Source organism: Pseudomonas sp. P5_B2, assembly GCF_056400445.1.
The window spans coordinates 1-26845 of the sequence record NZ_JBFULH010000026.1; the positions used below are offsets into that span (position 1 = coordinate 1).

A 26845-nucleotide genomic window follows, 5' to 3' on the forward strand; every position below is an offset into this window, starting at 1 on the left:
ATACCGAACAGGGCCGCCGTGTTATCGCCATGGGCTTCTTTCGAGCGTTTGGCCCAACGCAACGACAACTCCATCGACACGCGAGCGACGTCTTCGTCAGCCGGGTACGGGGTGCATTCGTCGAAAATCATCACGATGTCCGAGCCCAGGTCACGCTGAACCTGCATCGACTCTTCCGGACCCATGAACACTTTGGCGCCGTCGACCGGAGAAGCGAAGGTCACGCCCTCCTCCTTGATCTTGCGCATTGCGCCCAGGCTGAACACCTGAAAACCACCGGAGTCGGTCAGAATCGGGCCTTTCCACTGCATGAAATCATGCAGGTCGCCGTGCTTCTTGATCACTTCGGTGCCAGGACGCAGCCACAAGTGGAAGGTGTTGCCCAGAATGATTTCCGCGCCGGTGGCGATGATATCCCGCGGCAACATGCCCTTGACCGTGCCGTAGGTGCCCACCGGCATGAACGCCGGGGTTTCTACGGTGCCGCGTGGAAAGGTCAAACGACCGCGACGAGCCTTGCCGTCAGTAGCAAGCAACTCAAACGACATACGACTTTGGCGACTCATTCTTTGTCCTCAGGGCCACGTGGTGCGGGGTTACGGGTGATAAACATCGCATCACCGTAGCTGAAAAAGCGGTATCCATGCTCGACGGCCGCTTTATAGGCAGCCATGGCTTCGGGATAACCGGCGAACGCCGAAACCAGCATCAACAGCGTGGATTCGGGCAAATGGAAGTTGGTGACCAAGGCATCGACCACATGAAACGGTCGGCCCGGGTAGATAAAGATATCGGTGTCGCCACTGAACGGCTTGAGCACGCCATCGCGCGCAGCACTTTCCAGCGAACGCACGCTGGTGGTCCCCACAGCCACCACGCGACCACCGCGAGCGCGACACGCCGCCACCGCATCCACTACGTCTTGGCCGACTTCCAGCCATTCGCTGTGCATGTGGTGATCTTCGATCTTCTCGACGCGCACCGGCTGGAACGTACCGGCGCCAACGTGCAAGGTCACGAACGCCGTCTCGACGCCCTTGGCGGCAATCGCCTCCATCAGCGGCTGATCGAAATGCAGCCCCGCCGTCGGCGCCGCCACCGCGCCCAGGCGCTCGGCGTAGACCGTCTGATAACGCTCGCGGTCCGAACCTTCATCCGGGCGGTCTATATAAGGCGGCAAAGGCATGTGCCCGACGCGATCAAGCAGCGGCAACACCTCTTCGGCGAACCCCAGCTCGAACAACGCATCGTGACGCGCCAGCATCTCGGCCTCGCCACCGCCATCGATCAGGATCTTGGAACCCGGCTTCGGCGACTTGCTGGAACGCACATGCGCCAGCACGCGATGACTGTCGAGCACGCGCTCAACGAGGATTTCCAGCTTGCCGCCGGAAGCCTTCTGGCCAAACAGCCGCGCCGGAATGACCCGGGTATTGTTGAACACCATCAAATCGCCCAGGCGCAAATGCTCAAGCAAATCAGTGAATTGACGGTGTGCCAGGGCGCCGCTGACCCCATCAAGGGTCAACAGGCGACTGTTGCGACGCTCGGCCAAAGGATGGCGGGCGATCAGCGAATCTGGGAGTTCGAAGGTAAAGTCAGCAACGCGCATGATGGGGTTCGTCTAGCAGGGGCGGGAAGTCTAGCCGAAAAAGTGAAAATTCTCTATGTACCTGATTGACCGACGGTAATCTCATCTCTATACTCCGCGGCCATTGAGCCCTGATGGCGGAATTGGTAGACGCGGCGGATTCAAAATCCGTTTTCGAAAGGAGTGGGAGTTCGAGTCTCCCTCGGGGCACCAAAATTAAGAAAGGTCTTGCTTAGCAAGGCCTTTTTTTTCGTCTGCCGAAAAGTGCCTGACACAACGTCGACCTGTAGGAGCCGGCTTGCTGGCGATGCTTTTGATTTCTCGCATCCTCGGTTGGTACGACAATTCTCAAGGATTCACCCTATGGAACTGCTGCTGGAAACTGTTGCTCTGTTCTGCCTCAAGCTTGCTTATGAGACGGAAGATTCGAGTCCGATTCTTCGGGATGATTTGGTGATGAGTGAGTATGAGCGGGAGGTTTTTGGGTTGTTGGTAAGGCGGGGGGATGTTGAGGGGATTCAGTGTCGGGTGGCGCACTGCATTGGTTTGGCGCTGGACGCTATAGGTGGTGTTGATACGCCGCTTGGGCGAGAGCTACATCGGTTGTCTGCTGATTTCAGTGATGCGCGGACGATGGAGCAGCTTGAGGCGCCGGTCATTGCGCTTAGGGATTATTTGAAAGACATTCAGTGAATGATGATCCAGCTTGCACACCGGGCGTTTCCGTCTTGTCTTGAACAAGAGGTGAAGACTCTCGACTTGGTTATGGGCCAGCCCCACCAAGCGCGCGTGGTAATGCATCGATTCAGAGAGGTTAGGATCGGTGCGGGAGGAATTGGTCATTCCCTACCGGTTTTATCATCAGGATCATGAGGGCACCTTCGCCCACCTGACTGAAACCCAGAGCATTTTTTATTCGTGTCTTCTGACACCGCACCACGATGGCCTGTAGTGGTCTAATGAAACCGGACACCCATTTAGGCGAGAATGCTCGCCAGATCGAGGTGTCAGATGACCAAACAACGCCGTTCCTTTTCTGCTGAATTCAAACGCGAGGCTGCCGACCTCGTGCTCAAGCAAAACTACAGCTACATCGAAGCCAGTCGTTCACTCGGCGTCGGCGAGTCAGCCCTGCGCCGCTGGGTCGATCAGGTTCAGCAGGAGCGCCAAGGCGTCACTCCACAGAGCAAAGCGCTGACCCCGGAACAGCAGAAAATCCAGGAGCTGGAAGCCCGGATCGCCCGCCTTGAACGGGAAAAATCGATATTAAAAAAGGCTACCGCGCTCTTGATGTCGGAAGATCACGAGCGTACGCGCTGATCAATCAGCTGAGCGTCCATGAGCCGACTGATTGGCTGTGCAAGGTGTTTGAAGTCCCCCGTTCGTGCTACTACGCCCAGCGCCTTCGGCGCCGCACGCCAGATGTCGAACGGCTTCGGTTACGCAGTCGAGTGAGCGAGTTGTTCACGCAAAGTCGTAGTGCAGCGGGCAGCCGCAGCATCCTGTCGCTGATGCGCGAGGACGGTGAGCAGCTCGGTCGATTCAAAGTGCGCAGCTTGATGCGCGAGCTTGATTTAGTCAGTAAGCAACCCGGATCGCATGCCTACAAAAGAGCGACGGTAGAACGACTCGATATCCCGAACACCTTGAACCGCGAGTTCGATGTCCCAGCCCCCAACCGAGTGTGGTGCGGCGACATCACCTACATTTGGGCCCAGGGGAAATGGCATTACCTGGCGGTCGTGCTGGACCTTTGCGCGCGCCGGGTGGTGGGCTGGGCGTTGTCGGAAAAGCCGGACGCCGATCTGGTTATCAAGGCGCTGGACATGGCTTACGAGCAACGAGGAAGGCCTCAAGGCCTGTTGTTTCACTCTGATCAAGGGTCGCAGTATGCGAGTCGTTTATTTCGCCAGCGGCTATGGCGCTATCGCATGCGCCAGAGCATGAGTCGCCGGGGAAATTGCTGGGACAACGCGCCAATGGAACGCGTGTTCCGCAGCTTGAAAACCGAATGGGTGCCGACTCTGGGTTACAGAACGGCTCAAGAAGCCCAGCGCGATATCAGCCAATTTTTGATGCATCGGTACAACTGGATTCGACCCCATCAATTCAACGGTGGGCTGGCGCCAGCTCGGGCCGAAGAAAAACTTAACGTCGTGTCCGGGATTAGTTGACCACTACAGAACAAAGGACGCCGAGCCAGGCCGAACCACGCCAAAGTAACTTTGATAGGAGTCAGAAAAATGCTGCATGAGATTCTTGCATTCGACAAGGGAACTGAGGAGTTGGCGTTCAGCATTGAAATCCCCGCCGACCAGTTCGATCAATTGGCAGAGCTTATGGCGTGGAGTGAGCCGAAAGACGCCATTTATGAATACGACTTAACGCCAGATCAGATAAGTCGCCTTGAAAGCATGACTGGAAAAACCTTCAGCAGTCCGGATTACATCTTTCAACTGTCCTGTAGTGCCTGATGGAATTTGTCGGCGCGTCCATTCTGCGGCCATTTGGATAAGTCCGATTTGGGAACAACGGTGACCGGAACAAAGGTGACAGATTTATTTATCTGAAAAATAAATCTGTCCCCTTTTTGGTCCAAGGATTTTTCAGCATCACAAGGACGTATCAATGCGGCAAATCGCACTCAGCAACAAGCCACTCAGAGGCATTCCCCGCCGCCTTCGCGCTCTGGAGCGATGGGCCTCCAGTTTTCGCGACGAGTTTTACCCGCGATCCGCGCAAATGGAGCGCTACACACACTGGAAGATCCCGGTGCATGAGGCCCTGGTCGAAGGTCCTCACGCCAGGATCGAAGTTCAGGCCTTCTGCATTCAGCAACTGCTCGAAGCCGCTAGCCACCTGTCCAACGCTGCTGACCGCTCGCAGGGATATTATCGGGTCGCTTGCCTGCTGACGTGGCCATGGGTTCATCAGAGCGAGATCACCGTCTTCTATGATCGGGACTATTATTTGGGTTTTCTTGGTGAAACCAACGCGCTCATGCCAGAGCGGATTAGTTGTGCACTAGCGTTGCACACGCCCGCAAATTTCATCGAGCACGGACATGACGTAACTCAGCCGGACGATGAGGTCGCAGTGCAGTGGTGGTGCATCGGGGAGCCGGCCTGATTGCTTTGGCGAGTTCGGGCTCGCTCTTACGAGGGTGGTTGGAACACTGTTGGAAGAGTTGGCTTAGGTAACTTCCATGTTCCAGAAACAAGAAGGCCCGAACGTAATGCCGGACTGAGCCAGCACCAGAGGATCGGGCGCGATTGGGATTGATGCTGTCGAAGCCTGATCGCCATGTCAACGTCGACGTCACATAAAACACTGCTTTGTGCCGGCACCTAAACGGGCGGAGGCTAAGGCTGGGAGGTAGTGGCTAGCTTTAAGCATGGATGTTGGCTGGGCTGGCGCTTTCGCGGGCAAGCCCTAATGCCGGTCAGTTACGCAATTTCTGCGGTAACGCAATTGTTGTAGCAGCTGGCGAAGCCTGCGTCGGCCGGTCCGAGCTCGGGCGCAGCAGTCGTAAAACCGGAGTTTGCGGTATACCTGAAACACCGCATCGCCTGATTTCACGACTGCTGCGCAGCCGAACGCAGGCTTCGCCAGCTGCTACAGATCGCGTTATGGCTTAACTGATCGGCATTAGCGCAAGCCCGCTCCCACAGGGCTTGCGGCTAGCTGGAGGCCGTTGTTGGCCCCGAGTTTTTTCGGGGCTTTTTAGTGTTCGGGTCAGAGCAGATGCTGGGAAATCAGTTTTGAGATTTCCACCATCGACGTCTTGCCGGTGAATTCGAATTTTACTTTGCCCAGTGACGAGAAATAGATCTCCAGCTCTGAATCCAGGTCGAAGGTGCCGGACGTTTCCACCGAGTACGCCACGATGTTTTTGTAGGGCAGCGAGGTGAAGTCTTTTTTGCTGCCGGTGATGCCCTGCACGTTGACGGCGATGATGCGTTTGTTGGTAAACACTACGCCGTCGCGCATGGATTTGTAGGCGTCGATGACCTGCTCCCCTTCCAGCAGCAGCGCGCTGACGCGTTCGGCGTATTCTTCGTTTTGCTTGAGTTTGAAGAAGCCTTTGTTGTTGAAATCAATCATCTGTCATTCCCTGTCTTTTGAATGTAAATCCCGTGTACGAGCTGCGTACGGCGCCTTGGGCCGGGCCTCGTCTAGACTTGATGGGTAGTCGTAGAAAGAACCAAACACGTCGCTTTGGTGCAGTCGAATCAATAGCAGCGTGGCAAGCTCCCTTAATGCCCTTTTGAGGTGCGGCGAAGACCGCGCCGGGTACAACAAGATGCCCGCTCAGGGTGCCCTGGCCAACGGCCTGACAATGCCACGATACCGTGACGTGGTGTGAGTGCCGCAGCCGACACTTTCGGACGACCGACGACCGCCTGGTTTGTCCGTGACCGTGAGGATTGCTGAATGCCTGATGAGATGTTGCACCTGCCGATGGTCAACAGCCTGCTGGAGCGCCACAAGGGCACCCCCGGCGCACTATTGCCCATCCTTCATGAGATTCAGGCCGGTATCGGTTACATCCCCGATGCCGCCATCCCCGAGATTGCCCACGCCCTCAATCAGAGTCAGGCGGAGATTCGTGGGGTGATCAGTTTTTACCATGACTTCCGCACTGCGCCTCCCGCGCGGCATATTCTGCGTCTATGCCGGGCCGAGTCCTGCAAGAGTCGCGGTGCTGAGCAGCTTGCGGCGCAGTTGCGTGATCGCCTGCAACTGGATGACCACGGCAGCAGCGCCGATGGCAGCATCAGTCTGCGTCCGGTTTATTGCCTCGGTGCTTGTGCTTGTTCGCCAGCGCTTGAGCTGGATGGTCAGGTGCATGCGCGGCTGAGCGCTGAGCGTCTGGATGCATTGCTCGACGCTTGCCGGGAGGACGTATGAGCCTCTATCTGTCCTGTGATTCCCTGGCCCGTGCCGTCGGTGCCGATGAGGTGGCCACGGCCCTTGCCAGCCAAGACCTGCAACGCACCAGCTCGCGCGGTCTGTACTGGCTGGAACCGCTGCTGGAAGTGGACAGTCCGCAAGGCCGGATCGGCTTCGGCCCGCTGACCGCTGCTGATGTGCCGTCCGTGCTCGATGCATTGCAAGGCGAGCCCTCCGCTCATCCGCTGGCCTTGGGTCTTGTGGAAGAATTGCCGTATCTGAAGTCTCAACAACGTTTGCTGTTCGCCCGCGCCGGTATCACCCGGCCGCTGTCGCTGGACGATTACCGAGCCCACGGCGGTTTCGAGGGTTTAAAAAGGGCCGTCACTATTGGCGGCGATGAGACCGCGACTGCGGTATTCGATTCAGGCCTGCGTGGCCGTGGCGGCGCAGCCTTCCCTGCCGGGATCAAATGGCGCACGGTGCGCGCCACCCAAGCGGTGCAGAAGTACATTGTATGCAACGCCGACGAAGGCGACTCCGGCACGTTCGCCGACCGCATGTTGATGGAAGGCGACCCCTTCCTGCTGATCGAAGGCATGGCCATTGCCGGCATCACCGTCGGCGCCAGCTACGGCTACATCTACGTGCGCTCGGAATATCCACAGGCCGTCGCCACGCTGAACGAGGCGCTGGAGATTGCCCGGACTAACGGCTACCTCGGCGCCAATGTCGGCGGCAGCGGCTTGGCCTTCGACATGGAAGTGCGCGTCGGGGCCGGCGCTTACATCTGCGGTGAAGAAACCGCGCTGCTGGACTCGCTCGAAGGCAAACGCGGGATCGTCCGCGCCAAGCCACCGATTCCCGCGTTGAAGGGGCTGTTCGGCCTGCCGACGCTGGTGCACAACGTGCTGACCCTGGCCTCGGTGCCGCTGATTTTGGCCAAGGGTGCGCAGTTCTATCGCGATTACGGCATGGGCCGTTCCCTCGGCACGATGCCCTTCCAATTGGCGGGCAATATTCGTCGTGGCGGCCTGGTGGAACGGGCCTTCGGCCTGACGCTGCGGGAACTGGTGGAAGACTACGGTGGCGGCACCGCGAGTGGCCGACCGCTAAAAGCTGCGCAGGTCGGTGGCCCGCTCGGCGCCTGGGTGCCGCCGTCGCAATTCGACACGCCGCTGGATTACGAAGCCTTCGCCGGTATCGGCGCGATGCTCGGTCACGGTGGTGTGGTGGTGGCTGATGACACGTTGGACATGGCCCACATGGCGCGCTTCGCCATGCAGTTCTGCGCCGAGGAATCCTGTGGCAAATGCACGCCCTGCCGCATCGGCTCGACCCGGGGCGTGGAGGTGATCGACCGCCTGCTGGCCGCGCCGGACCAGAGCGGTCGCGATGAACAGGTGATCATCCTCAAGGACCTGTGCGACACACTGCAATACGGTTCGCTGTGCGCATTGGGCGGCATGGTTTCCTTTCCTGTCGCCAGCGCCCTCAAGTATTTCCCCGCCGACTTCGGTCTGCAGTCCTCGGAGGCCGACCAATGATCACTCTCTTCGACCCGAACACCGATATCGATCTGGGCACTCCGGCCCGCGAAAGTCAGGTGCAGGTCACCCTGAACATCGACGGCCGCAGCATCAGCGTGCCCGAAGGCACCTCCGTGATGCGCGCCGCTGCGCTGATGGGTACCACGATTCCGAAACTGTGTGCAACCGACAGCCTCGAAGCCTTCGGCTCTTGCCGCATGTGCCTGGTGGAGATCGACGGCATGCGCGGTTACCCGGCGTCCTGCACCACGCCGGTCAGCGAAGGCATGAGCGTGCACACCCAGACGCCAAAGCTCGCGACCCTGCGCCGCAACGTCATGGAGTTGTACATCTCCGATCACCCGCTGGACTGCCTGACCTGCTCGGCCAACGGCAACTGCGAGCTGCAAACCGTCGCCGGTCAGGTCGGCCTGCGGGAAGTGCGTTACGGCTATGAAGGCGACAACCATCTGGCGGACAAGAAAGACACCTCCAACCCCTATTTCGATTACGACCCGAGCAAGTGCATCGTCTGCAACCGCTGCGTGCGCGCCTGTGAAGAAACCCAGGGCACCTTTGCCCTGACCATTACCGGCCGCGGCTTCGAATCCCGGGTCGAGGCAGCCGGTGGCGAGAATTTCCTCGAGTCGGAATGCGTGTCTTGTGGTGCCTGCGTGCAAGCCTGCCCCACCGCGACGCTGATGGAAAAAAGCGTGGTCGAACTGGGTCAGCCCGAACGCAGCGTGATCACCACCTGTGCCTATTGCGGCGTGGGCTGCTCGTTCCGCGCCGAGATGAAAGGCGACCAGCTGGTGCGCATGGTTCCGGACAAGAACGGTCAGGCCAATCACGGCCACTCCTGCGTCAAAGGGCGCTTTGCCTGGGGCTACGCCACCCACCCGGATCGCATCACCAAGCCGATGATCCGCCAGCACATCAACGACCCTTGGCAGGAAGTCAGCTGGGATGAAGCGGTGACCTACGCCGCCAGCGAATTCCGTCGGCTACAGCAAAAATATGGCCGCGACTCCATTGGTGGCATCACCTCCAGCCGTTGCACCAACGAAGAAACCTACCTGGTGCAAAAACTGGTGCGCGCCGCGTTCGGCAACAACAACGTCGACACCTGTGCGCGGGTCTGCCACTCGCCGACCGGCTATGGCTTGAAACAAACCTTGGGCGAGTCCGCCGGCACCCAGAGTTTCGACTCGGTGATGCAGGCCGACGTGATCCTGGTGATGGGCGCCAACCCCAGCGATGCCCACCCGGTGTTCGCCTCCCAGCTCAAGCGCCGTCTGCGTGAAGGCGCGCGGCTGATTGTGATCGATCCACGCCGCATTGATCTGGTGGACTCGGTGCATGCCCGCGCTGAATATCATTTGGCCCTGCGCCCGGGCACCAACGTCGCGATGCTCAACGCCTTGGCCCACGTCATCGTCACCGAAGGCCTGCTCGATCAAGCCTTTATCGACGCCCGTTGCGAGGGCAGCGATTTCGCCCGCTGGAGCGAGTTCGTCAGTCGTGCGGAAAACTCGCCGGAAGTGCTTGGCGCCATCTGCGGCGTAGAGCCTGCCGACATCCGTGCCGCCGCCCGCCTGTATGCCACTGGTGGCAACGCGGCGATCTACTACGGCCTCGGCGTCACCGAACACAGCCAGGGTAGCACCGCCGTCATGGGCATCGCTAACCTGGCCATGGCCACCGGCAATATCGGCCGCGAAGGCGTGGGCGTGAACCCGTTGCGGGGGCAGAACAACGTTCAGGGCTCCTGCGACATGGGCTCCTTCCCCCACGAGTTGCCCGGCTACCGTCACATCTCCAACGAAGTGGTACGGGCGCAGTTCGAACAGGCGTGGAACGTCACCCTGCAACCTGATCCGGGCCTGCGCATTCCGAACATGTTCGAAGCGGCTTTGGGCGGCAGTTTCAAGGGCCTGTATTGCCAGGGCGAAGACATTGCCCAGAGCGATCCGAATACCCAGCACGTCACCGCGGCGCTGTCGGCCATGGAATGCATCGTGGTGCAGGATATTTTCCTCAACGAAACCGCCAAGTTCGCCCACGTGTTCCTGCCGGGCGCTTCGTTCCTGGAAAAGGACGGCACGTTCACCAACGCCGAGCGGCGCATCTCGCGAGTTCGCAAGGTCATGGATCCGCTGGGCGGCAAGGCTGACTGGGAAGGCACCGTGGCCTTGGCCAACGCCTTGGGCTATCCGATGAATTACAAGCACCCGTCAGAAATCATGGATGAAATCGCCAGCCTGACACCGACCTTCACCAACGTCAGCTACACCGAACTGGATCGCCACGGCAGCCTGCAATGGCCGTGCAACGCCGCAGCACCGGACGGCACGCCGACGATGCACATCGAGGAATTCGTGCGCGGCAAGGGGCGCTTCATGCTCACCGGTTACGTGCCCACCGAGGAAAAGGTCAACAATCGCTATCCCCTGCTGCTGACCACCGGGCGCATCCTTAGCCAGTACAACGTCGGCGCCCAGACCCGGCGTACCGAAAACGTCGCCTGGCACGATGAAGACCGCCTGGAAATCCACCCGAGCGACGCCGAGAGTCGTGGCATCAACGAGGGTGACTGGGTCGGCATCGGCAGCCGCGCCGGGCAGACCGTCCTGCGTGCGCGGGTTACCGAACGGGTCGCCCCGGGCGTGGTGTACACCACCTTCCACTTCCCTGAATCGGGGGCCAACGTCATCACCACCGACAACTCCGACTGGGCCACCAATTGTCCGGAGTACAAGGTCACCGCCGTGGAGGTCAGTCGCGTCTACCACCCTTCCGAGTGGCAAAAACGCTATCAGGAGTTCAGCGACGAACAGGACCGTTTGCTCAAGGATCGCCGCCAGGCGCGTGGCGCTAAAGCGGAGGTACGCCGATGAGCACTGAAAACCTGATCAAAATGGCCAACCAGATCGCCCAGTACTTCGCCAGCGAACCGGACGAGCAAACCGCCGTGCTCGGCGTGCGCAACCACCTGAAAATGTACTGGACGCCCGGCATGCGCAAGGAGTTGCTGGCCTGGCAAACGGAGCATCACGGCGCGGACATGCACCCCCTGGCGCAGGCGGCTGTCAGTGGGGCTGGCTGGGAGGCTTAGGTTCACACAAACCCTTGGGCATGGGGCCGTGAGAAATCGCGGCTCCCGCTTAACAGGAAAAGGCGACCACCTGAGCTATCATCGCCATCCTGTGCACCAAGAGTCTTGAACCCGGATGTCCGTATCTCTGCCATTGCCTGACGATTGCCACTCACTGCCTCCGGTGCTGGTCGGCCCGCTGTTGCGGCGGCTCGAACCTGCACGACTGGTCATGTGGCTCGTCGGATCCCGCGCATTGTCGCTGACGTTGCGCCTGCAAGACTGCGACGACATCCGTCTGGATACCGGGCAGTGCACCGTCATCCCGATCGGCACTCACGGGTTTATCCACTTGATCGATGTGCCGCTGGCGACGGCCCTGCCCTGCGACACACCGATCGAGTACGACCTGTTGATCGATGACGCGCTGACCGGCATCGCCGAGTGGGCCCCGCATCTGCTCTATGGCGATGCGCGTCGGCCGACCTTTGTCCTGCGTTCGCGCATTGATCAGTTGTTGCATGGTTCCTGCCGCAAACCGCATTACCCGGTCACCGATGGTTTGCTCTGTGTCGACCGTTTGTTGGCAGAGGAACAGGACGCTTCACAGCGGCCGGCGCTGTTGATGATGAGCGGCGATCAGGTTTACACCGACGACGTTGCGGGCCCGATGCTGCGGGCGATCCATGCCTTGATCGAGCGGCTGGGGCTGTTTGAAGAACACCTCGAAGGCGCCGTGGTCAGCGACAGTGCCAAACTCTACGAACACCCGGCCAGTTACTACCACCGTGCGGATTTGTTACCGGCGCTCAAGAGCAACGAAACCCTGCGTGATCGATTTTTCGGCGGCGCGAGCAAGCCGATTTTCACCAGCAGCAGTGCCGACAATCACCTGATGACCTTCGCTGAAGTGATGGCCATGTACCTGCTGGTCTGGTCGCCAACGCCCTGGACACTGATCAATCCGCAACCTCCCGCGCTGACGCTTGCACGACACAAACTGTATGCCGAAGAACAAACCTGTATTGATGACTTCCAGTCGGGTCTGGGCAGTGCCGCACGGGCCATGGCGCATCTGCCCTGCCTGATGATCTTCGACGACCACGACATTACCGACGACTGGAATCTGTCCGCGCAGTGGGAGGAAACGGCCTACGGCCATCCGTTCTCCAAGCGCATCATCGGTAACGCCTTGATCGCCTACATGCTGTGCCAGGGCTGGGGCAACAACCCGGATGCGTTTGGCGCGGTACTGGAAAAAACCCGTTCGCTCATCGCTACCGGTGGCGACCGTTACCTCGACAGTCCGGTGCAGGATGACTTGATCGATGCGCTGTTGAAATTTCAGCAGTGGCAGTACGTGCTGCCCACCACACCCGCCCTGGTGGTGATCGATACCCGCACCCGGCGCTGGCGCAGCGAGATGAACCTCAAGTTACCCTCGGGCCTGCTGGACTGGGAAGCCCTCTGCGAACTGCAACAGGAACTGCTGGATCATCCATCGGCAATCATCGTTTCACCGGCGCCGATCTTCGGCGTCAAACTGATCGAAACCGTGCAGAAAGTCTTCAGCTGGTTCGGTTATCCCCTGCTGGTGGACGCCGAAAACTGGATGGCCCATCGCGGCGCGGCCCAAGTGATCCTGAACATTTTCCGACACTCGCGCACACCGGGTAACTACGTAGTGCTGTCCGGTGACGTGCATTATTCCTTCGTCTACGAAGTGTTTATCCGACACCGCAAGGGCGGCCCGAAAATCTGGCAGATCACCAGCAGCGGCATCAAAAACGAATTCCCGCCCAGACTGCTCGAATGGTTCGACCGCCTCAATCGCTGGCTCTATTCACCGCGTTCGCCACTGAACTGGCTGACCAAACGCCGCCGCATGCGCATCGTCCCGCACACCCCCGAACATGCCGAGGCCGGCGAACGGCTATGGAACTCGGCAGGCATCGGCCAGGTGTTCTTCAATGAAAAAGGACAACCCCAGGACATTTATCAGCACAACTCAAACGGCTCGCCCAAGACCCGGATGGTTGCGCCTGAACATGACGACTGAAACGGCGATTCACCATGAACCTCACCCGCACGCTGATCATCGGCAACTCTGGCTCAGGCAAAAGCTGGCTGGCGCAACGATTGGCGGCACAACTGAAGGTGCCATGGGTCGATCTTGATCGGATTCACTGGATCTCGGACGAACACAGCATCGCCCGCCCGTATGCCGCAGCATTGGGCATAGCGCGAATCGTGGCCGATGAAGAACAGTGGGTGATCGAAGGTGTTTATGGCTGGATCGTCAGCGAGCTTATGCACCGGGCAACGGCGCTGATCTGGTTGTGTGTTGATGGCGAAAACTGTGTTGCCAATATTCGTCAGAGAGTACAAAAACCGGACGATGACGAGTGGCTGATGGCGATGCTGGAATGGGCCGCCAGTTATCGGCTGCGCGAGGATTCCAGTGGGTTTTCTGCACACCGGCAATTGTTTAAAGAGTTCAACGGCTCAAAAATCAAACTCATGGATCGAGCCGAAATCAGCGAGTTCGCGAACACCGATAAACCATCCCCTATCCTCTAATGCCGATCAGTTAAACCGAACCACACTTTGTAGCAGCTGGCGAAGCCTGCGTTCGGCTGCGTAGCAGTCGTGAAATCAGCCGATGCGGTGTTTCAGGTAGACCGCAAACTCATGTTTTACGACTGCTACGCAGCCGAACGCAGGCTTCGCCAGCTGCTACGGTTCGCGTATTAGGCTTAACTGATCGGTATTACCCATACGCCCCCGATTTAAGAGCACTATATCGCTCCCCTATTCACGTCTGCGGACCTGAACCATGAGAGCGCCAAACCACCTCAATGCCCTGCGCCCTTCGAATCAGCGGCCCGGCGATTGAGTGAAGTGGCCGAGGCTGGTGCCAGGGCCGTGCATTCACTATCGCGGAGGGCGGTTGGGGTCACAACGCACAAGATCTGTGGGGGATAGAAAAACTTTGGAGCAAGAGATGGCACGTAATGCGGATTGGGACTACATAGCTCACAGAAACGTCTTGAAGAAGCTTCGGCGATAGTGGGTACAAGCGTAGAAACATCGTCTGCGCAACGACCACTCAGAGGTATTGCCTTGTCATCCTGTACTCATTTCTGTACGTTCTTTGCATCAAGCGAGGACTACATCATGCAAACCATCAACTACACCACGGCTCGGGCGCATCTGGCGGAAACCATGGATAGGGTCAACGAAGACCGTGCTCCCTTATTGGTGACCCGCCAAAAAGGCGAACCCGTTGTGATGATGTCTCTCGCAGAGTACAACGCGCTCGAAGAGACCGCCTACCTGCTGCGTTCACCCGCCAATGCCGAGCGCCTGATCAAATCAATCGGCAATCTGCGTGCAGGTAAAACCAAAGCCAGACAACTCATCGAAGAATGAACATCGAGTTCACTCCTGAAGGTTGGGACGACTATCTTTGGTTCCAACAAAACGACAAGGCCGGGCTCAAACGAATCAACCTGCTGATTAAGGCGATCCAACGTGAACCCTTTGACGGACTCGGAAAACCTGAACCGCTTAAACACAATTTGAGCGGTTTTTGGTCACGCCGAATTACTGCCGAGCATCGATTGGTCTACACCGTCGAAGAAGGTGCTATACGCGTCGTGATGTGCAGGTATCACTACTGAGCGACCTATCAGGTCGCTTTCACTATCCGACCAACCCCTCTGACAATCATATCCACCTCCCGCTCATCAATCGTCACCGGCGGCAGCAAGCGAATGGTCTTACCCCGAGTCACGTTGATCAGCAAACCGTGATCCCGCGCAGCAATCAGGGTCAAATCGCGGATCGGCTGCTTGAGTTCGATGCCGATCATCAAGCCTTGACCACGGATCGCCAGGACGTTCGGATCGCCCGCCAACTCGCTACGTAATCCGGTCAACAGACGCTCGCCCTGAAGCCTGGCGTTCTCCCGCAAACCTTGTTCTTCAATGATATCCAGCACGGTGCAACCGACACGGCAGGCCAGCGGATTGCCGCCGAAGGTGCTGCCGTGGCTGCCGGGGGTGAACAGTTCGGCGGCTTTGCCTCGGGCCAGACAGGCGCCGATGGGGATGCCGTTACCGAGTCCTTTGGCCAACGTCATGACGTCCGGGACGATGCCTTCGTGCTGAAACGCAAACCACTGACCGGTGCGGCCGATGCCGGTCTGGATTTCGTCGAGCATCATCAACCACGAGCGCTTGTTGCACAGTTCGCGCACCGCTTTGAGATAACCGGGCGGTGCCAACTGGACGCCGCTTTCGCCCTGGATCGGTTCCATCAGGATTGCCACGATTCGTTGGCCATAGGCGTGCTGCACGTTCTCCAGTGCACTGAGATCACCGAACGGCACTTTGACGAAATCCCCCGGCAACTCATTGAAACCCAGGCGCACGGCCGGGCCATCGCTGGCGGATAACGTGCCCAATGTCCGGCCATGAAAAGCGTTCTCCATGACCACCACCAGCGGTTGCTCGACGCCTTTGTGCCAGCCGTAAAGCCGTGCGAGTTTAAGCGCGGTTTCATTGGCTTCGGCCCCGGAGTTGTTGAAGAACGCGCGGTCCATGCCCGCCAGTTTCGTCAGTTTCTGCGCTAACCGCTGTTGCCAGTCGATGCTGTAGAGGTTGGACGTGTGCAACAGCAACCCGGCCTGCTCGCTGATCGCCGAGACGATTCGAGGATGGGAGTGGCCGACGTTAGTCACCGCCACGCCCGCCACCGCGTCCAGGTATTCACGCCCGGCCTCGTCCCAAAGGCGCGTACCCAGGCCTCTGCTGAAACTCAGGGCCAGCGGTTGGTAAGTGCTCATCAGGCAGGCGGCGGTCATGGCATCAAGCTCCATCAAGGGTCGGTGTTTTTTGCAGTATGGTTAGCCACTAGAGCTGGATAAATGCTGCAATACTTCAATCATCTTAAAGTCGAGCTTGATAATGGACCTGTTCCAGGCAATGACCGTTTACGTACGCGTGGTGGAGGCTGGCAGCATGACGGCCGCCGCGCAGCAGTGTGAAATGTCCACGACCATGGTCGGCAATCACTTGCGCGCACTGGAGCAACGCCTAGGTGTGCGCTTGCTCAACCGTACGACACGGCGCCAGCGCCTGACGGAATTCGGCTCAGCTTATTACCTGCGTTGTCTTGAAGTACTGGGGTTGGTAGCCGATTCCGAACGCCTGGCCGAACAGAGCCAAGACGCGCCGAGTGGAATCTTGCGCATCACGGCACCGCTGACCTTCGGTACGGAAAAGCTCGCGCCAGCGCTCAGCGAATTTTCTCTGCAATGTCCGCAGGTCAAACTGGACGTGGTGCTCACAAACGGACGCCCCGATCTGCTCGAAAATGGCCTCGATGTGGCGTTTCGCTTGGGCACCATTGAGCCGTCGAACCTGATCGCCCGCCCGCTGATCGACTACACCCTGACCATGTGCGCGTCACCTGAGTACCTGGCGCGTCGTACCACGCCGGAAAAACCCGAAGACCTGCAACATCACGATTGCTTGTCTTTTGCCTATCCGGTCGGGGATGACTGGCAATCGGTCGCAAAACAATGGCGGCTGAGCGGGCCGGAAGGCGAAGTGATGGTGGCGGTCAGTGGTCCGATGCTGATCAATAGCTCGGCAGGGCTACATCAGGCTGCACGAACCGGGATGGGCATCGTGATGTTGCCCGATGCATTGGTCGAACAGGATCTGCTCAATGGCAAACTGGTGGCGTTGATGCAGAACTATCAACTGCCGAGCCGGCCGATGCACCTGGTGTACGCCCAGGATCGCTACCGCTTGCCGAAATTACGTCATTTCGTCGACTTTGCCGTGCAGTTATGGGGCAAATACTAGGCGTGGCAATGCGCCATGCACTAATCTCGACGCCAAGCGGATCTATTGAAAGCTGTGGCGTCAGGGGGAGCGGAGATGGGGGAAGCGACGAATATCAAGACATTGAAACTCAATGTGCCAGATTTTAGCGAAGACCTGCTCCACACTATTCTGGAACTGGTCAGCGACGGTATTTGGGACTGGAACGCCAACACCGGCTTTGTCTACCGCAACCCCGGTTGGTACACGATGCTAGGCTATGAGCCTCACTCCCTGGAAAACACCGCGTTGACCTGGGAAAACGTCATCCACCCTGATGATTACCCCAAGGTCATGGCCGTGTTTGATGACTATCTGAACCGGCGCACGCCCACCTATCAGGCCGAGTATCGCTGCCGCATGCTGGACGGCAGTTACCTGTGGATCGAAGACCGTGGCTATGTGCTGTCTCGCAACGCCGACGGCACGGTAGCGCGGATGGTCGGTGCGCACCGCAGCATCGACGACAAGCGACGTCTGCTCGAAGCGTTGGAACGACGCACTCACTCCCTTGAAGCGACCGTTGAAGAGCGAACCCGTGACTTGTCCCGGGTCAATCAGCAACTCCAGGTTCAACTCGAAGAAAACCGCAAACTGGCGGAAACCGATACGCTGACCACCATCGCCAATCGTTACCTGATGGAAAAAACCCTGCCTCAGGAATGCGAACGAGCCCAGCGCTTTCGACGTCCCCTCTCCCTGATTGCCATGGACATCGACGACTTCAAGACCATCAACGATCACTACGGCCATGCTTTGGGTGATGCGGCAATAGTGCAGGTGGTCAGGAGCGTGAAGCACTACGTGCGCGAAAGTGATCTGCTGGCGCGATGGGGTGGTGACGAGTTCATCATGATCCTTCCTGATACCCCGTTGGCTGATGCCAGGCTTCTCGCCGAAAAAATCCGCGATGGCCTGCTGAGTTTGCCACCGGTGGGTGAGTTTCAAGTGACCATGAGTTTCGGCGTGGTCCAGCGCTTCGAAGAGGAACAACAGACCGGATTGCTGGCCCGGGCCGATCAGGCGCTGTATCGGTCGAAGGTGGCGGGCAAGAATGTGATTTCAGGGTGACCCCCACCCGACATCAACGCCCATTCACATCCCTGCCTTCACCAACACCGGTTTCTCCTGATACCGATCGGGATACATCCGTTTCAACTGCGCCACTTTCGGTAGATCGTTGATCACGATATACGGATAGGTCGGGTGCTCGGTCAGAAAATCCTGATGTTCCTCCTCCGCCGGGTAGAAACCGTTGTAGGTTTCCAGCTTGGTCACAATGGGTTTGTTGAACGCATGAGCGGCGTCGAGCTGGGCAATGTAAGACTGGGCGATGCGTTGCTGTTCGGTGCTCTCAGTGAAAATCGCCGACCGGTACTGAGTGCCGCTATCGGGGCCCTGGCGGTTCAGTTCGGTGGGATTATGGGCCACCGAAAAATAGATCTGCAGCAAAGTCCCGTAACTGACCTGAGCCGGATCGAAAGTGACTTCGACGGATTCCGCATGGCCGGTATCGCCCTCGCTGACCCGTTCATAGTGGGCGGTGTTGGCCACACCACCGGCGTAACCAGAGACGGCTTTTTTCACGCCTTTAACGTGCTGAAAAACGCCTTGGACGCCCCAAAAACATCCGCCGGCAAATACCACCTTTTCGCTATGGGCCTGGGTCGTTTCATCGAGGGCCGGCGGGGGGATGATGACGGCACCTTCAGACCCAAACGAGAAGGCCGAGCACTGACCAATGAGGCCGGCAGCGGCCATTCCCAACAGGGCGCGACGCCAGGTGAACAGGGCTTTCATGGGGCATGACTCCTCAACCAATGGAATGATTTCAACCGAACGTAAACGCGTATGCCGACACACCCGGATCGAGAAACTCAATGCTGAACGTCCGGTCCGTCACGCTGCCGTTCTGGCGTATCAACTGATACAAACGCTGTGAGTTCACACTGCCGCTACCATCGGGCGCCACATCGGTGCCGTGGTCATCACCTGGGGCTTTGCCGTCAATGAGCACTTTGAATCGCACCGGTTTACCGTCGACAGCGGGCCCGAGCACCAAATGCAAATCGCGTGCATGGAAGCGATAGACGATGCGACTGGCGGGCGCGCTGGAAGTCGCACGCTCTGAACCAACATTCCATTTTCCGTCCAGACTCCAATCGTTGAGGGYCAGTTCGGTTGGAGGGCTGTACGCGGCTACTTTGTCAGGCACAAGCCCGGTCTCGGGAACGAAATGCTCCGCACGCTGGAAACCGACATAGGTTTCCGGTGATTGCACTTCGCTCATGTCCGGCGCGAGTTGAATCCCTGTCGCATCAGCGGTGATCAGACCGTCCGCGACCTTCTCCGCTCCCGCTTCACGCAGCAGCTGCTGAATGACCCTTTCCGATTCGGCGTACTCGCCTTCACCAAAGTGGTGATAACGAATGCGCCCCTGTGCGTCCGCAAAATAATGGGCCGGCCAGTATTCGTTGTTGAAGGCACGCCAGATTTTGTAGTCGTTATCGATGGCCACCGGGTAGGTGATACCCAGGTCTTTCATGGCTTTGGTGACATTACCGACATCCCGTTCGAAGGCGAACTCCGGTGCATGCACACCGATCACTACCAAGCCCTGATCGCGATACTTTTCGGCCCAGGCTTTCACATACGGCAAGCTGCGCAGGCAGTTGATGCAGGAGTAAGTCCAGAAATCCACCAGCACGACTTTGCCCTTTAAGGCCTGAGCGGTAAGAGGTGGCGAATTGAGCCATTGCACCGCGCCATCCAGCGGTGGGAGATTGCCTTCAGTTGGCAAGGCGCCGGCTGCCTTGGCACTCGCTTTCATCGCGCCACCCGCGGCCATCATCGCCCCGCTGTTGTTCGGTGATCTGCCAGCCAACCGGCCCACCAAGGCCTGCTCGATCCCGCCAGTGGACGCCGTCGAAATCCTCGCCAGAATTCCCGTATCCAGCCCCAGCGCAATCGCCGCGACGCCCGCCAGCATTGCCGCCCCCAGACCACGTCGTACCCATTCGCCTGCGCCAATCGAACGCTTCATCGCCGCGAAAACTTTACCGCCAAGCAGCAACGCCACGGCGAGCGAAGTGGCAGCACCTGCCGCGTAAGCCAGTAGCAATAACGTGGTTTCGATACTTGCCCCTTGCAGCGCAGCCCCGGTCAGCAAAAGGCCCAGAATCGGCCCGGCGCAAGGAGCCCAGAGCAGGCCCGTGGCGACGCCGATCAGGAACGAAGCGCCGGGACGCGGCCGGGTATCGGCGCCAGCGACTTCCGATAATCGGCTGCCGGCGGCCACCAGTGGCCTCGTCAGACGTTCGGCCAATCGAGGCAGCAACAGCGTCAACCCGAACAGGGCAACGAACAGCAACGCGAGCCAGCGACCGTACTGATTGACTTGCACCACCCAACCGCCGCCCACCGCCGCCAACGTGGCGACCAACGCGAAGGTCAGTGCCATCCCGGCCAATAGCGGCAAGCCACTTTTTATAAACGGCTGCCCGGTTCGAGCGAAGACAAAGGGCAGCACCGGCAGAATGCAGGGGCTGACAATCGTCAGCACACCACCGAGATAAGCGAGAACCAAAAGCCACATAGTGTCGACCTGCATCAGGTGAGTGAAAGGAAATGCCCATGGATCAAGCCGCCTGTGACTCGAACTTCAGCGCCAGACCGTTCATGCAGTAACGCAGACCGGTGGGTTTGGGCCCATCATCGAAGACATGGCCCAGGTGACCACCGCATCGCCGGCAGTGGACTTCCTCACGCAGCACACCAAAGGAGCGGTCCTTACGAGTGGCCACCGCTTTGTCCAGTGGCGCCCAGAAACTGGGCCAGCCGGTGCGACTGTCAAATTTGGTGTCGGATGAGAACAGCGGCAAATCACACCCGGCGCAGGCGAAAACGCCCTTGCGATGTTCATTGTTCAACGGGCTGCTGTAAGCCCGCTCAGTGCCCTCTTCACGCAGGATTTCGTACTGCTCGTCGCTGAGCATGGCGTGCCATTCGCTGTCGCTGTGGGTCACCTCGAAAACCTCCGCCGCGCTGGCATCACTGATCAGTGCGGTACTGGCGGCAAATTTTGGCAACACACCGATCACCAGGGCTGCAGCGCCCAGCCCGCCGCCCGCTACAAGAAACTGTCGCCGTGAAAACATGGTCTTCTCCAAAATCCCAAGTGCCTGATATGGAACACAGCCTAGGCTTGGGTTGATCGCCAAATCCTCACGAGCAGTTAAACAATTCGTGATAACTCGGACTGAGGAAAACCCGCACAATGTGCCCATTGCGCTACAAAGGATTGAGCTTTATGGAACAGACCAAACGCGTCCTGGTGGTCGAGGACGACCTGCACATCGCCGACCTCATCTGCCTGCATCTTCGCGATGAGCAGTTCGAGGTGGTGCACTGCGCTGACGGTGATGAAGGCATGCGCTTGTTGCAGCAAGGAAGCTGGGACGCCCTGATCCTCGACCTGATGCTGCCCGGTGTCGACGGCCTGGAAATCTGCCGCCGTGCCCGGGCGATGGCCCGCTATACCCCGATTATCATCACCAGTGCACGCTCCAGCGAACTGCACCGGATCCTGGGGCTGGAACTCGGCGCCGACGATTACCTCGCCAAACCCTTTTCGATGCTGGAGTTGGTCGCGCGGGTCAAAGCCCTGCTGCGCCGGGTCGACGCCATGGCCCGCAATCTGAAGATGGACTCGGGCAGCCTGATGACGGACGGTCTGTCCATCGACCCGATCACCCGCGATGTCGCGCTCGATGGTCGTCGCCTGGACCTCACCCCACGGGAGTTCGACCTGCTGTACTTCTTCGTCCGCCAACCCGGCAAGGTGTTCTCGCGCATGGATCTGCTCAATGCGGTCTGGGGCTACAGCCACGAAGGGTACGAACACACGGTGAACACTCACATCAACCGGCTGCGGGCCAAGATCGAAGCCGATCCGGCGCTGCCTGCCCGTATCCTCACGGTGTGGGGCCGTGGCTACAAATTCGCCGTCAAGGAGGAGCAGCCATGAGGCTGACCCTGACACAGCGCCTGTCGCTGGTGTTCGCCATTCTGTTGCTGGTGTGCTGCGGCACATCGGCATGGATGCAAGTACGTTCCAACAAGATGCATGAACTGGAAGTGGTCCAGGGGCTATCACGCGATCTGGCGCAACACATCGCCCATGACACGGTGCTGATGGACAGCAGCGGCCTGATGCCCAATGCCATTCGTGAATTGTTCAGCAAACTCATGCAGGTCAATCCCAGCGTTGAGGTCTATCTGCTGGACACCGAGGGCAAGATTGTCGGAAGTGCCGCACCGGAGGGCCGGATACGTCGGGAGCGGATCGATCTGGGGCCGATCCAGCGCTTGCTCAAAGGCGATGCCCTGCCGATTCTCGGCGATGACCCGCGCAGCATCGATGGCCGCAAGGTGTTCAGCGCCGCGCCATTGCGGGTCAACGGTCAACCCGCCGGTTATCTCTATGTGGTACTGCTCAGCGAAGAACACGACCGCTACGCCGAACGCGGTGCCACCAGCGCCGCGCTTAATACCGCCCTGATGTCCATCGGTCTGGTGGCGTTGTTGTGCCTGATCGCCGGCCTCACCGCATTTGCCCTGATTACCCGACCGTTGCGGCGCTTGACCGAAAGGGTCAGCCAGTTCGACATCGATGGCATGCCCTCCACACCGCCTGCCTCGGAACCGGTAGGCAAAGCCGCCAGTCACGATGAAATTGCCGTGCTGGACAACGCCTTCCGGCAGATGCAAACCCGCCTCAATGAACAGTGGCGCTCGCTGACCCGTCAGGACCAGGAGCGCCGTGAGCTCGTGGCGAATATTTCCCACGACCTGCGAACGCCCCTGGCCTCGCTGCATGGGTACCTGGAAACCCTGTCGCTCAAGGACGCCACGCTATCCCCTGCCGACCGGCGGCGCTATCTGGGCATCGCCCTGGATCAAAGCCGCAAGGTGGGTGGGCTGGCGCAATCGTTGCTGGAGCTGGTCAGGCTGGAACACGGTTTCGTCCAGCCGGTGCTGGAACGCTTCTCCCTGACTGATCTGGTGCAGGATATTTTTCAGAAATTCGAGTTGACCGCCGAAGCGCGCCAGATTGAGCTGAAAGCCACATTTGCCCCGAATGTTTCAGCGGCCTGCGCCGACCTGGGGCTGATCGAGCGGGTGTTGACCAACCTGTTCGACAATGCCCTGCGCGATACCCCTCAAGGAGGAGAAATCGAACTGAGCCTGCGCCCCCAAGGACCGTTTATCGAAGTCACTGTCAGCGATACCGGCCCAGGCATCGCTGCACCGTTGCGCGAAGGTCTGTTCCTGCGACCCTTCAACATTGGCGGAGCTCGGCGCGATGGCGGGTTGGGGCTGCGGATCGTGCATCGGATCCTGCAATTGCACGGTCGCGAGATCCAGCTGATCGATCTGCCCGGCCGGGGCGCGACCTTTCGTTTCTCCTTGCCGGTGGATCAGCATACGGCGGAACAATGGGCGGCTCACTCGACGAATCTGAATTCGATGGGGAAATAGCTCGCAGCACACGTTCCGGCAATGTCCATAAATGCCCTTTCGCAAAAATCATGACCAACCGCCTGTTCATCCGTRACAACGCTGCCGCGGTCCAATAGATTAGGCGACCTGAAAAGGCCCCGTGCTTTCTCGCCTCAATTCAAGTTAAAAGAAGTAGTGAAATTTCAATGTCCGATTCCAACACCGCTGAATCCGTAGTCACCTTGTCGTCCAAAGCGGAATACGAAAACTCCATCAATCTTTCACAGCATGTACCTCAGGCCAAGATCATCAGCGAGATGGTCCTGGACGCTTTTCAATCCACCCGGGAAAGCGACCAGATCCGCGAGCTGCGCGCCGCGATTCGCCAGGCTCATGACAGCTTCGACGACGATCAAGCCTATGAACTGATGGGCGAACTCAAGCAACTCAAGGACGCGGAAGCGGCCGACATTGCCGCTCTGGAAGACCTGAGCAGCAAATTCTCGATCGGCCGGATTCTCTCCAGCTTCAAGGATGACCCTGCGTTTCAGGAAATCGTCTACGGCCTGGCGCTTAAAGTGCTGAACCAGACGCATCAAGCCGTCAGCAACCCGAGCAGCGGCAAAAGCAAAGCGGCTCGCGCCAAGAAAGACCTTGAAGTGTTCACCATCAGCAAGGACGGCATGAGCGTCACCCTGCCACTGCGCACCCCGCGTTCGAGCCTGAACGTTGACCGCAAAGCGCTGGAATTCCTCGGCATTACCTTCGTTGGCGAAGGCGATGAAGCTGAGTTGGAAAGCGAGACGTTCCTCGACAACTCCGGCGTCGAACAAGCGGTCAACCGCAAGAACATCATCACCGCACTGCAGCAGCAAACCGCATTCGACGGCTACAGCATCACTGCTCAGTAACACGCCCCACCTGAAAGCCCCGCCCTTGCAGCGGGGCTTTTTCGTGCCTGATGTTTTCTGGTAGATCCTATCGCCCCTTCGTCTGCTGAAGGAATTGTCGCTTGCCTAACTATAATCAAGTTGCCTATAGCTAGGTGATGGGAACCTTATTCTTTGAAACTTCTTCGTTCACTGCCACCCTTGGCGACTATCTGACGGTAGATGAGCGACGAGGTAAAGGCAGGCGTGGTGGCTTGCGGGTTGTCTATTATTGGCTTATGAATGATGGCCAGTTCTGGATGTTTGCAATTTATGACAAGGATGAGCTTGAGAATTTGACTGCCTACCAAGAAAAGGCGCTCAAAAAAGCCATAGGCACAGAGTTAAAGGCACGAGGTACCTCATGAAAAAGCGCGACCTGTTTACAGAGTTGATGCAGGGCGTTGACGAGATGGCTGCTCAGCGAGAAGGCAAGATCACGCTGCGAAATACAACGGAGGAAGACAACCCGGCTCCTGAGGTAGGCGCACAAGAAATCGTTGCGCTGCGAACTAAGTTGCATATGTCCCAGGCTGTTTTTGCCAGCGAATTCGAACCAGCCCCAGCACCCTGAGAAATTGGGAGCAGGAAAAATCCAAGCCAAATGCTCAAGCTGCTGTATTGATTAGGCTGGTGGAGAAGTTTCCCGATATGGTCGAGCGACTCCAAGCCGTTTGAATTGATAGCTCATTATCAAAAAGCCCCGCCTACGAGAGAAAAGCGGGGCTTTTTATTGCCTGCAAGATTTAGAGCGTCGATGGATGCAGAGCCACGATCATGTCCACTTCTACCGGCGCGTTTTTCGGCAACTGATAAACACCGACCGTCGTCCGGGTATGTTTGCCAGCGTCGCCCAACACGTGGGTGAAGATATCCGACGCGCCGTTGGCCACCTCACTAAGGTCGACAAAATCGAAGGTGGATTTCACATACACGGTGACACGAAGCACTGCCTTGACGTTTTCCAGTGAACCGACAGCGTCGCGGATCAGCGCCAGAGCGCGTATGGCGCTGATGCTCGCGGCTTCTTGAGCGTCGGCCAGATTCAGTTCCAGCCCCACTCGGCCGGGGTACTGGATTTTTCCGTTCATTCGCGGCACCAGGCCACTGAGATACAGTTCATCGTCATGCCGAAGCAGCGGCGCGTAATGCCCGCCGGCTGGGTTTTCGTCGTAGATATCGAAGCCGAGTTCTTTTGCCATCGCGAGAAAACGGTCGTCGCGGGTTATTTGATTAATCATCTACCGAGCTCTCCTGATCCATCATGCGAACTGCGTCGTTGATGGTAGAGACAGACGCCTCTCCTGATCAGAGCAAGTTCGTATAGAATCCAGCGAACTTTACTGCCAGGGAGACCAGTAAAATGCAGGCTCAGCGCGCCGTGATCGCCGCCATCGAGTTCCAGCCGGGAGCGCCGCTGGTGCAGCAGATTGTCGATCAGCTGTCCGTGGCGATCAGCCAGGGTGGCCTGCCGCACGGGGCCAAGTTGCCGCCGATTCGCGAACTCTCTGAATTGATGAACGTCGGTAAATCCACGGTGGTCGACGCCCTCGACCGATTGCGTGCCAAGGGACTGGTGGTCTCGCGCCAGGGCGCGGGGCATTACGTCCACCGAGCGAGCCCGCAACCCCCAACTGCTGGCCCGGATCTGCAACCGCAAGACACCCTCAGCCGGGTCCGCCGCGCAGTGCTGCTGGACAACGGCGCGCTGCGTCCCGGTTGCGGATTTTTGCCTGGCTCGTGGTTGCCCGCCGACGAACTGCTCAAAGCGGTACGCGGCACCCTTCGCGCGACGTCGTTGCGCATGGGCGAATACGGTGAGGTCGGTGGTTACAGGCCGCTGCGCGAGGCGTTGCGGGTGAAGTTGTCCGGTGTCGGCATCGAAGTACCCGTGGAACAAATCATCACCACCGCTAACACCATGCAGTCGATCGACCAGTTGATGCGCCTGTTGATAAAACCCGGCGATACGGTGCTGCTCGACGACCCGTGTTACTTCAACCTGCACACGAACCTGGCGTTGCACGGTGCCAGGATCATCACCCTGCCCCGCGATTGCAATGGTCTGGATATGGAGGCTTTCGAGCAGGTGCTGATCGCCCATCGCCCCGTKCTCTACATGACCAACAGCACCCTGCATAACCCGACCGGGCACTCGTTTTCCGCGGCACAGGTGTATCGCCTGCTGGAGTTGAGTCACCGCTACGGCTTCCATATTGTTGAAGATGATCTGTACGGCGATCTCCAGCAACGACGCACCCCACGCCTGGCCGCGAGCGGGCTGGACACGGTCAGCTACGTGTCGGGTTTCTCCAAGACCCTAACCGCCAACAGTCGGGTCAGCTACGCCGTGTTGTCACCGCAACTGGCCGCCCGAATGATTGCCCTGAAGATGAGCATCGGCGGCGTGACCT

General features: G+C 58.7%; 27 protein-coding genes, 1 tRNA gene and 1 pseudogene. 21 read left to right on the forward strand and 8 right to left on the reverse strand.

Translation table 11 applies throughout. The features are described 5' to 3' along the window. Together AC1DRJ_RS05165 and queA are read right to left on the reverse strand one after the other, a co-directional pair. The coding region (locus tag AC1DRJ_RS05165) for a tRNA guanosine(34) transglycosylase Tgt (RefSeq protein ID WP_477801169.1) at nt 1–548 on the reverse strand (548 nt) is incomplete at its 3' end. A 14-nt stretch (nt 549–562) separates the two neighbouring features. Then, complete coding sequence (queA, locus tag AC1DRJ_RS05170; RefSeq protein WP_477801146.1) at nt 563–1612, reverse strand: tRNA preQ1(34) S-adenosylmethionine ribosyltransferase-isomerase QueA; 1050 nt, start codon at nt 1610–1612, stop codon at nt 563–565. A gap of 107 nt (nt 1613–1719) precedes the next feature. On the opposite strand from queA, the gene AC1DRJ_RS05175 reads away from it, so the two are divergent. From AC1DRJ_RS05175 to AC1DRJ_RS05195, 5 genes are all read left to right on the forward strand, one after another. Further along, nucleotides 1720–1804: transfer RNA gene (locus AC1DRJ_RS05175), tRNA-Leu, on the forward strand. A gap of 150 nt (nt 1805–1954) precedes the next feature. Then, entirely contained in the window at nt 1955–2284 is a 330-nt protein-coding gene (locus AC1DRJ_RS05180; protein WP_477801147.1) for a hypothetical protein, read from the forward strand. Nucleotides 2285–2602: 318 nt separating this feature from the next. Further along, a protein-coding gene (locus tag AC1DRJ_RS05185) for an IS3 family transposase (protein WP_085984694.1) occupies nt 2603–3765 on the forward strand; the annotation gives its coding sequence in 2 pieces (ribosomal slippage) (nt 2603–2858 and nt 2858–3765; 1164 coding nt in all). Between the two features lie 69 nt (nt 3766–3834). Continuing rightward, on the forward strand, nt 3835–4065 hold the full coding sequence (locus AC1DRJ_RS05190) for a DUF7683 domain-containing protein (RefSeq protein WP_477801148.1): 231 nt from the start codon (nt 3835–3837) through the stop codon (nt 4063–4065). A 154-nt stretch (nt 4066–4219) separates the two neighbouring features. Continuing rightward, on the forward strand, nt 4220–4720 hold the full coding sequence (locus tag AC1DRJ_RS05195) for a DUF3916 domain-containing protein (RefSeq protein WP_477801149.1): 501 nt from the start codon (nt 4220–4222) through the stop codon (nt 4718–4720). 606 nt (nt 4721–5326) lie between these two features. On the opposite strand, the gene AC1DRJ_RS05200 is transcribed toward AC1DRJ_RS05195, so the two are convergent. Beyond that, a complete protein-coding gene (locus AC1DRJ_RS05200; protein ID WP_477757972.1) occupies nt 5327–5695 on the reverse strand; it encodes a PH domain-containing protein in 369 nt (122 codons plus the stop codon). Between the two features lie 330 nt (nt 5696–6025). On the opposite strand from AC1DRJ_RS05200, the gene AC1DRJ_RS05205 reads away from it, so the two are divergent. The 8 genes from AC1DRJ_RS05205 to AC1DRJ_RS05240 all read left to right on the forward strand — a co-directional run bounded on the left by AC1DRJ_RS05205 (nt 6026) and on the right by AC1DRJ_RS05240 (nt 14790). Further along, the gene (locus AC1DRJ_RS05205) at nt 6026–6502 is read left to right on the forward strand and encodes a formate dehydrogenase subunit gamma (protein ID WP_477801150.1); all 477 of its coding nucleotides are present in this window, start codon (nt 6026–6028) and stop codon (nt 6500–6502) included. Beyond that, nucleotides 6499–8031: a formate dehydrogenase beta subunit gene (locus AC1DRJ_RS05210; protein ID WP_477801151.1), complete on the forward strand. Its 1533-nt coding sequence runs from the start codon at nt 6499–6501 to the stop codon at nt 8029–8031. The genes AC1DRJ_RS05205 and AC1DRJ_RS05210 overlap by 4 nt, the downstream gene beginning before the upstream one ends. Then, nucleotides 8028–10910: a formate dehydrogenase subunit alpha gene (gene fdhF / locus AC1DRJ_RS05215; protein WP_477801152.1), complete on the forward strand. Its 2883-nt coding sequence runs from the start codon at nt 8028–8030 to the stop codon at nt 10908–10910. The genes AC1DRJ_RS05210 and fdhF overlap by 4 nt, the downstream gene beginning before the upstream one ends. After that, entirely contained in the window at nt 10907–11128 is a 222-nt protein-coding gene (locus AC1DRJ_RS05220; RefSeq protein ID WP_477801153.1) for a formate dehydrogenase subunit delta, read from the forward strand. Before fdhF ends, AC1DRJ_RS05220 begins: the two co-directional genes overlap by 4 nt. 115 nt (nt 11129–11243) lie before the next feature. Then, a complete protein-coding gene (locus tag AC1DRJ_RS05225; RefSeq protein WP_477801154.1) occupies nt 11244–13166 on the forward strand; it encodes an alkaline phosphatase D family protein in 1923 nt (640 codons plus the stop codon). Between the two features lie 14 nt (nt 13167–13180). Beyond that, the gene (locus tag AC1DRJ_RS05230; protein WP_477801155.1) at nt 13181–13687 is read left to right on the forward strand and encodes a P-loop NTPase family protein; all 507 of its coding nucleotides are present in this window, start codon (nt 13181–13183) and stop codon (nt 13685–13687) included. A 597-nt stretch (nt 13688–14284) separates the two neighbouring features. Further along, complete coding sequence (locus AC1DRJ_RS05235) at nt 14285–14539, forward strand: type II toxin-antitoxin system prevent-host-death family antitoxin (RefSeq protein ID WP_082069261.1); 255 nt, start codon at nt 14285–14287, stop codon at nt 14537–14539. Further along, nucleotides 14536–14790 carry a Txe/YoeB family addiction module toxin gene (locus AC1DRJ_RS05240; protein WP_477801156.1) on the forward strand — a complete coding sequence of 85 codons (255 nt, stop codon included), beginning with the start codon at nt 14536–14538 and terminating at the stop codon, nt 14788–14790. The genes AC1DRJ_RS05235 and AC1DRJ_RS05240 overlap by 4 nt, the downstream gene beginning before the upstream one ends. 8 nt (nt 14791–14798) lie before the next feature. Here AC1DRJ_RS05240 and AC1DRJ_RS05245 read toward each other — a convergent pair whose 3' ends face one another. Next, nucleotides 14799–15974 carry an acetylornithine/succinylornithine family transaminase gene (locus tag AC1DRJ_RS05245; RefSeq protein ID WP_477801157.1) on the reverse strand — a complete coding sequence of 392 codons (1176 nt, stop codon included), beginning with the start codon at nt 15972–15974 and terminating at the stop codon, nt 14799–14801. A gap of 103 nt (nt 15975–16077) precedes the next feature. Here AC1DRJ_RS05245 and AC1DRJ_RS05250 point away from each other — a divergent pair, with 103 nt between their 5' ends. Together AC1DRJ_RS05250 and AC1DRJ_RS05255 are read left to right on the forward strand one after the other, a co-directional pair. Further along, a complete protein-coding gene (locus tag AC1DRJ_RS05250; RefSeq protein WP_477801158.1) occupies nt 16078–16983 on the forward strand; it encodes a LysR family transcriptional regulator in 906 nt (301 codons plus the stop codon). Nucleotides 16984–17058: 75 nt separating this feature from the next. Further along, nucleotides 17059–18072: a sensor domain-containing diguanylate cyclase gene (locus AC1DRJ_RS05255; protein WP_477801159.1), complete on the forward strand. Its 1014-nt coding sequence runs from the start codon at nt 17059–17061 to the stop codon at nt 18070–18072. Between the two features lie 24 nt (nt 18073–18096). Here AC1DRJ_RS05255 and msrA read toward each other — a convergent pair whose 3' ends face one another. The 3 genes from msrA to msrB are packed head-to-tail and all read right to left on the reverse strand — an operon-like array spanning nt 18097 to nt 21158. Further along, nucleotides 18097–18801 (reverse strand): peptide-methionine (S)-S-oxide reductase MsrA, encoded by a 705-nt coding sequence (gene msrA / locus AC1DRJ_RS05260; RefSeq protein ID WP_477801160.1) that lies wholly within the window; start codon nt 18799–18801, stop codon nt 18097–18099. Nucleotides 18802–18832: 31 nt separating this feature from the next. Then, entirely contained in the window at nt 18833–20596 is a 1764-nt protein-coding gene (locus AC1DRJ_RS05265; protein ID WP_477801161.1) for a cytochrome c biogenesis protein DipZ, read from the reverse strand. 43 nt (nt 20597–20639) lie between these two features. Continuing rightward, entirely contained in the window at nt 20640–21158 is a 519-nt protein-coding gene (gene msrB, locus AC1DRJ_RS05270; protein WP_477801162.1) for a peptide-methionine (R)-S-oxide reductase MsrB, read from the reverse strand. A gap of 152 nt (nt 21159–21310) precedes the next feature. On the opposite strand from msrB, the gene AC1DRJ_RS05275 reads away from it, so the two are divergent. From AC1DRJ_RS05275 to AC1DRJ_RS05295, 5 genes and pseudogenes are all read left to right on the forward strand, one after another. Then, on the forward strand, nt 21311–22027 hold the full coding sequence (locus AC1DRJ_RS05275; RefSeq protein ID WP_477801163.1) for a response regulator transcription factor: 717 nt from the start codon (nt 21311–21313) through the stop codon (nt 22025–22027). Further along, nucleotides 22024–23541, forward strand: a complete 1518-nt coding sequence (locus AC1DRJ_RS05280; RefSeq protein ID WP_477801164.1) for a sensor histidine kinase — start codon at nt 22024–22026, stop codon at nt 23539–23541. The genes AC1DRJ_RS05275 and AC1DRJ_RS05280 overlap by 4 nt, the downstream gene beginning before the upstream one ends. Before the next feature lie 167 nt (nt 23542–23708). After that, the gene (locus AC1DRJ_RS05285; RefSeq protein WP_477801165.1) at nt 23709–24413 is read left to right on the forward strand and encodes a hypothetical protein; all 705 of its coding nucleotides are present in this window, start codon (nt 23709–23711) and stop codon (nt 24411–24413) included. Between the two features lie 137 nt (nt 24414–24550). After that, nucleotides 24551–24799, forward strand: coding sequence for a toxin higb- component of a toxin-antitoxin loci (locus tag AC1DRJ_RS05290; protein ID WP_477801166.1), 249 nt, complete (start codon nt 24551–24553; stop codon nt 24797–24799). Then, a pseudogene (locus AC1DRJ_RS05295) lies at nt 24796–25109 on the forward strand (helix-turn-helix domain-containing protein). The gene AC1DRJ_RS05290 and the pseudogene AC1DRJ_RS05295 overlap by 4 nt, the downstream one beginning before the upstream one ends. A gap of 68 nt (nt 25110–25177) precedes the next feature. On the opposite strand, the gene AC1DRJ_RS05300 reads toward AC1DRJ_RS05295, so the two are convergent. Next, the gene (locus AC1DRJ_RS05300; protein ID WP_477801167.1) at nt 25178–25672 is read right to left on the reverse strand and encodes a RidA family protein; all 495 of its coding nucleotides are present in this window, start codon (nt 25670–25672) and stop codon (nt 25178–25180) included. Nucleotides 25673–25794: 122 nt separating this feature from the next. Here AC1DRJ_RS05300 and AC1DRJ_RS05305 point away from each other — a divergent pair. Beyond that, nucleotides 25795–26845: aminotransferase-like domain-containing protein (locus AC1DRJ_RS05305; protein WP_477801168.1), on the forward strand; the 1051-nt coding region annotated here is incomplete at its 3' end.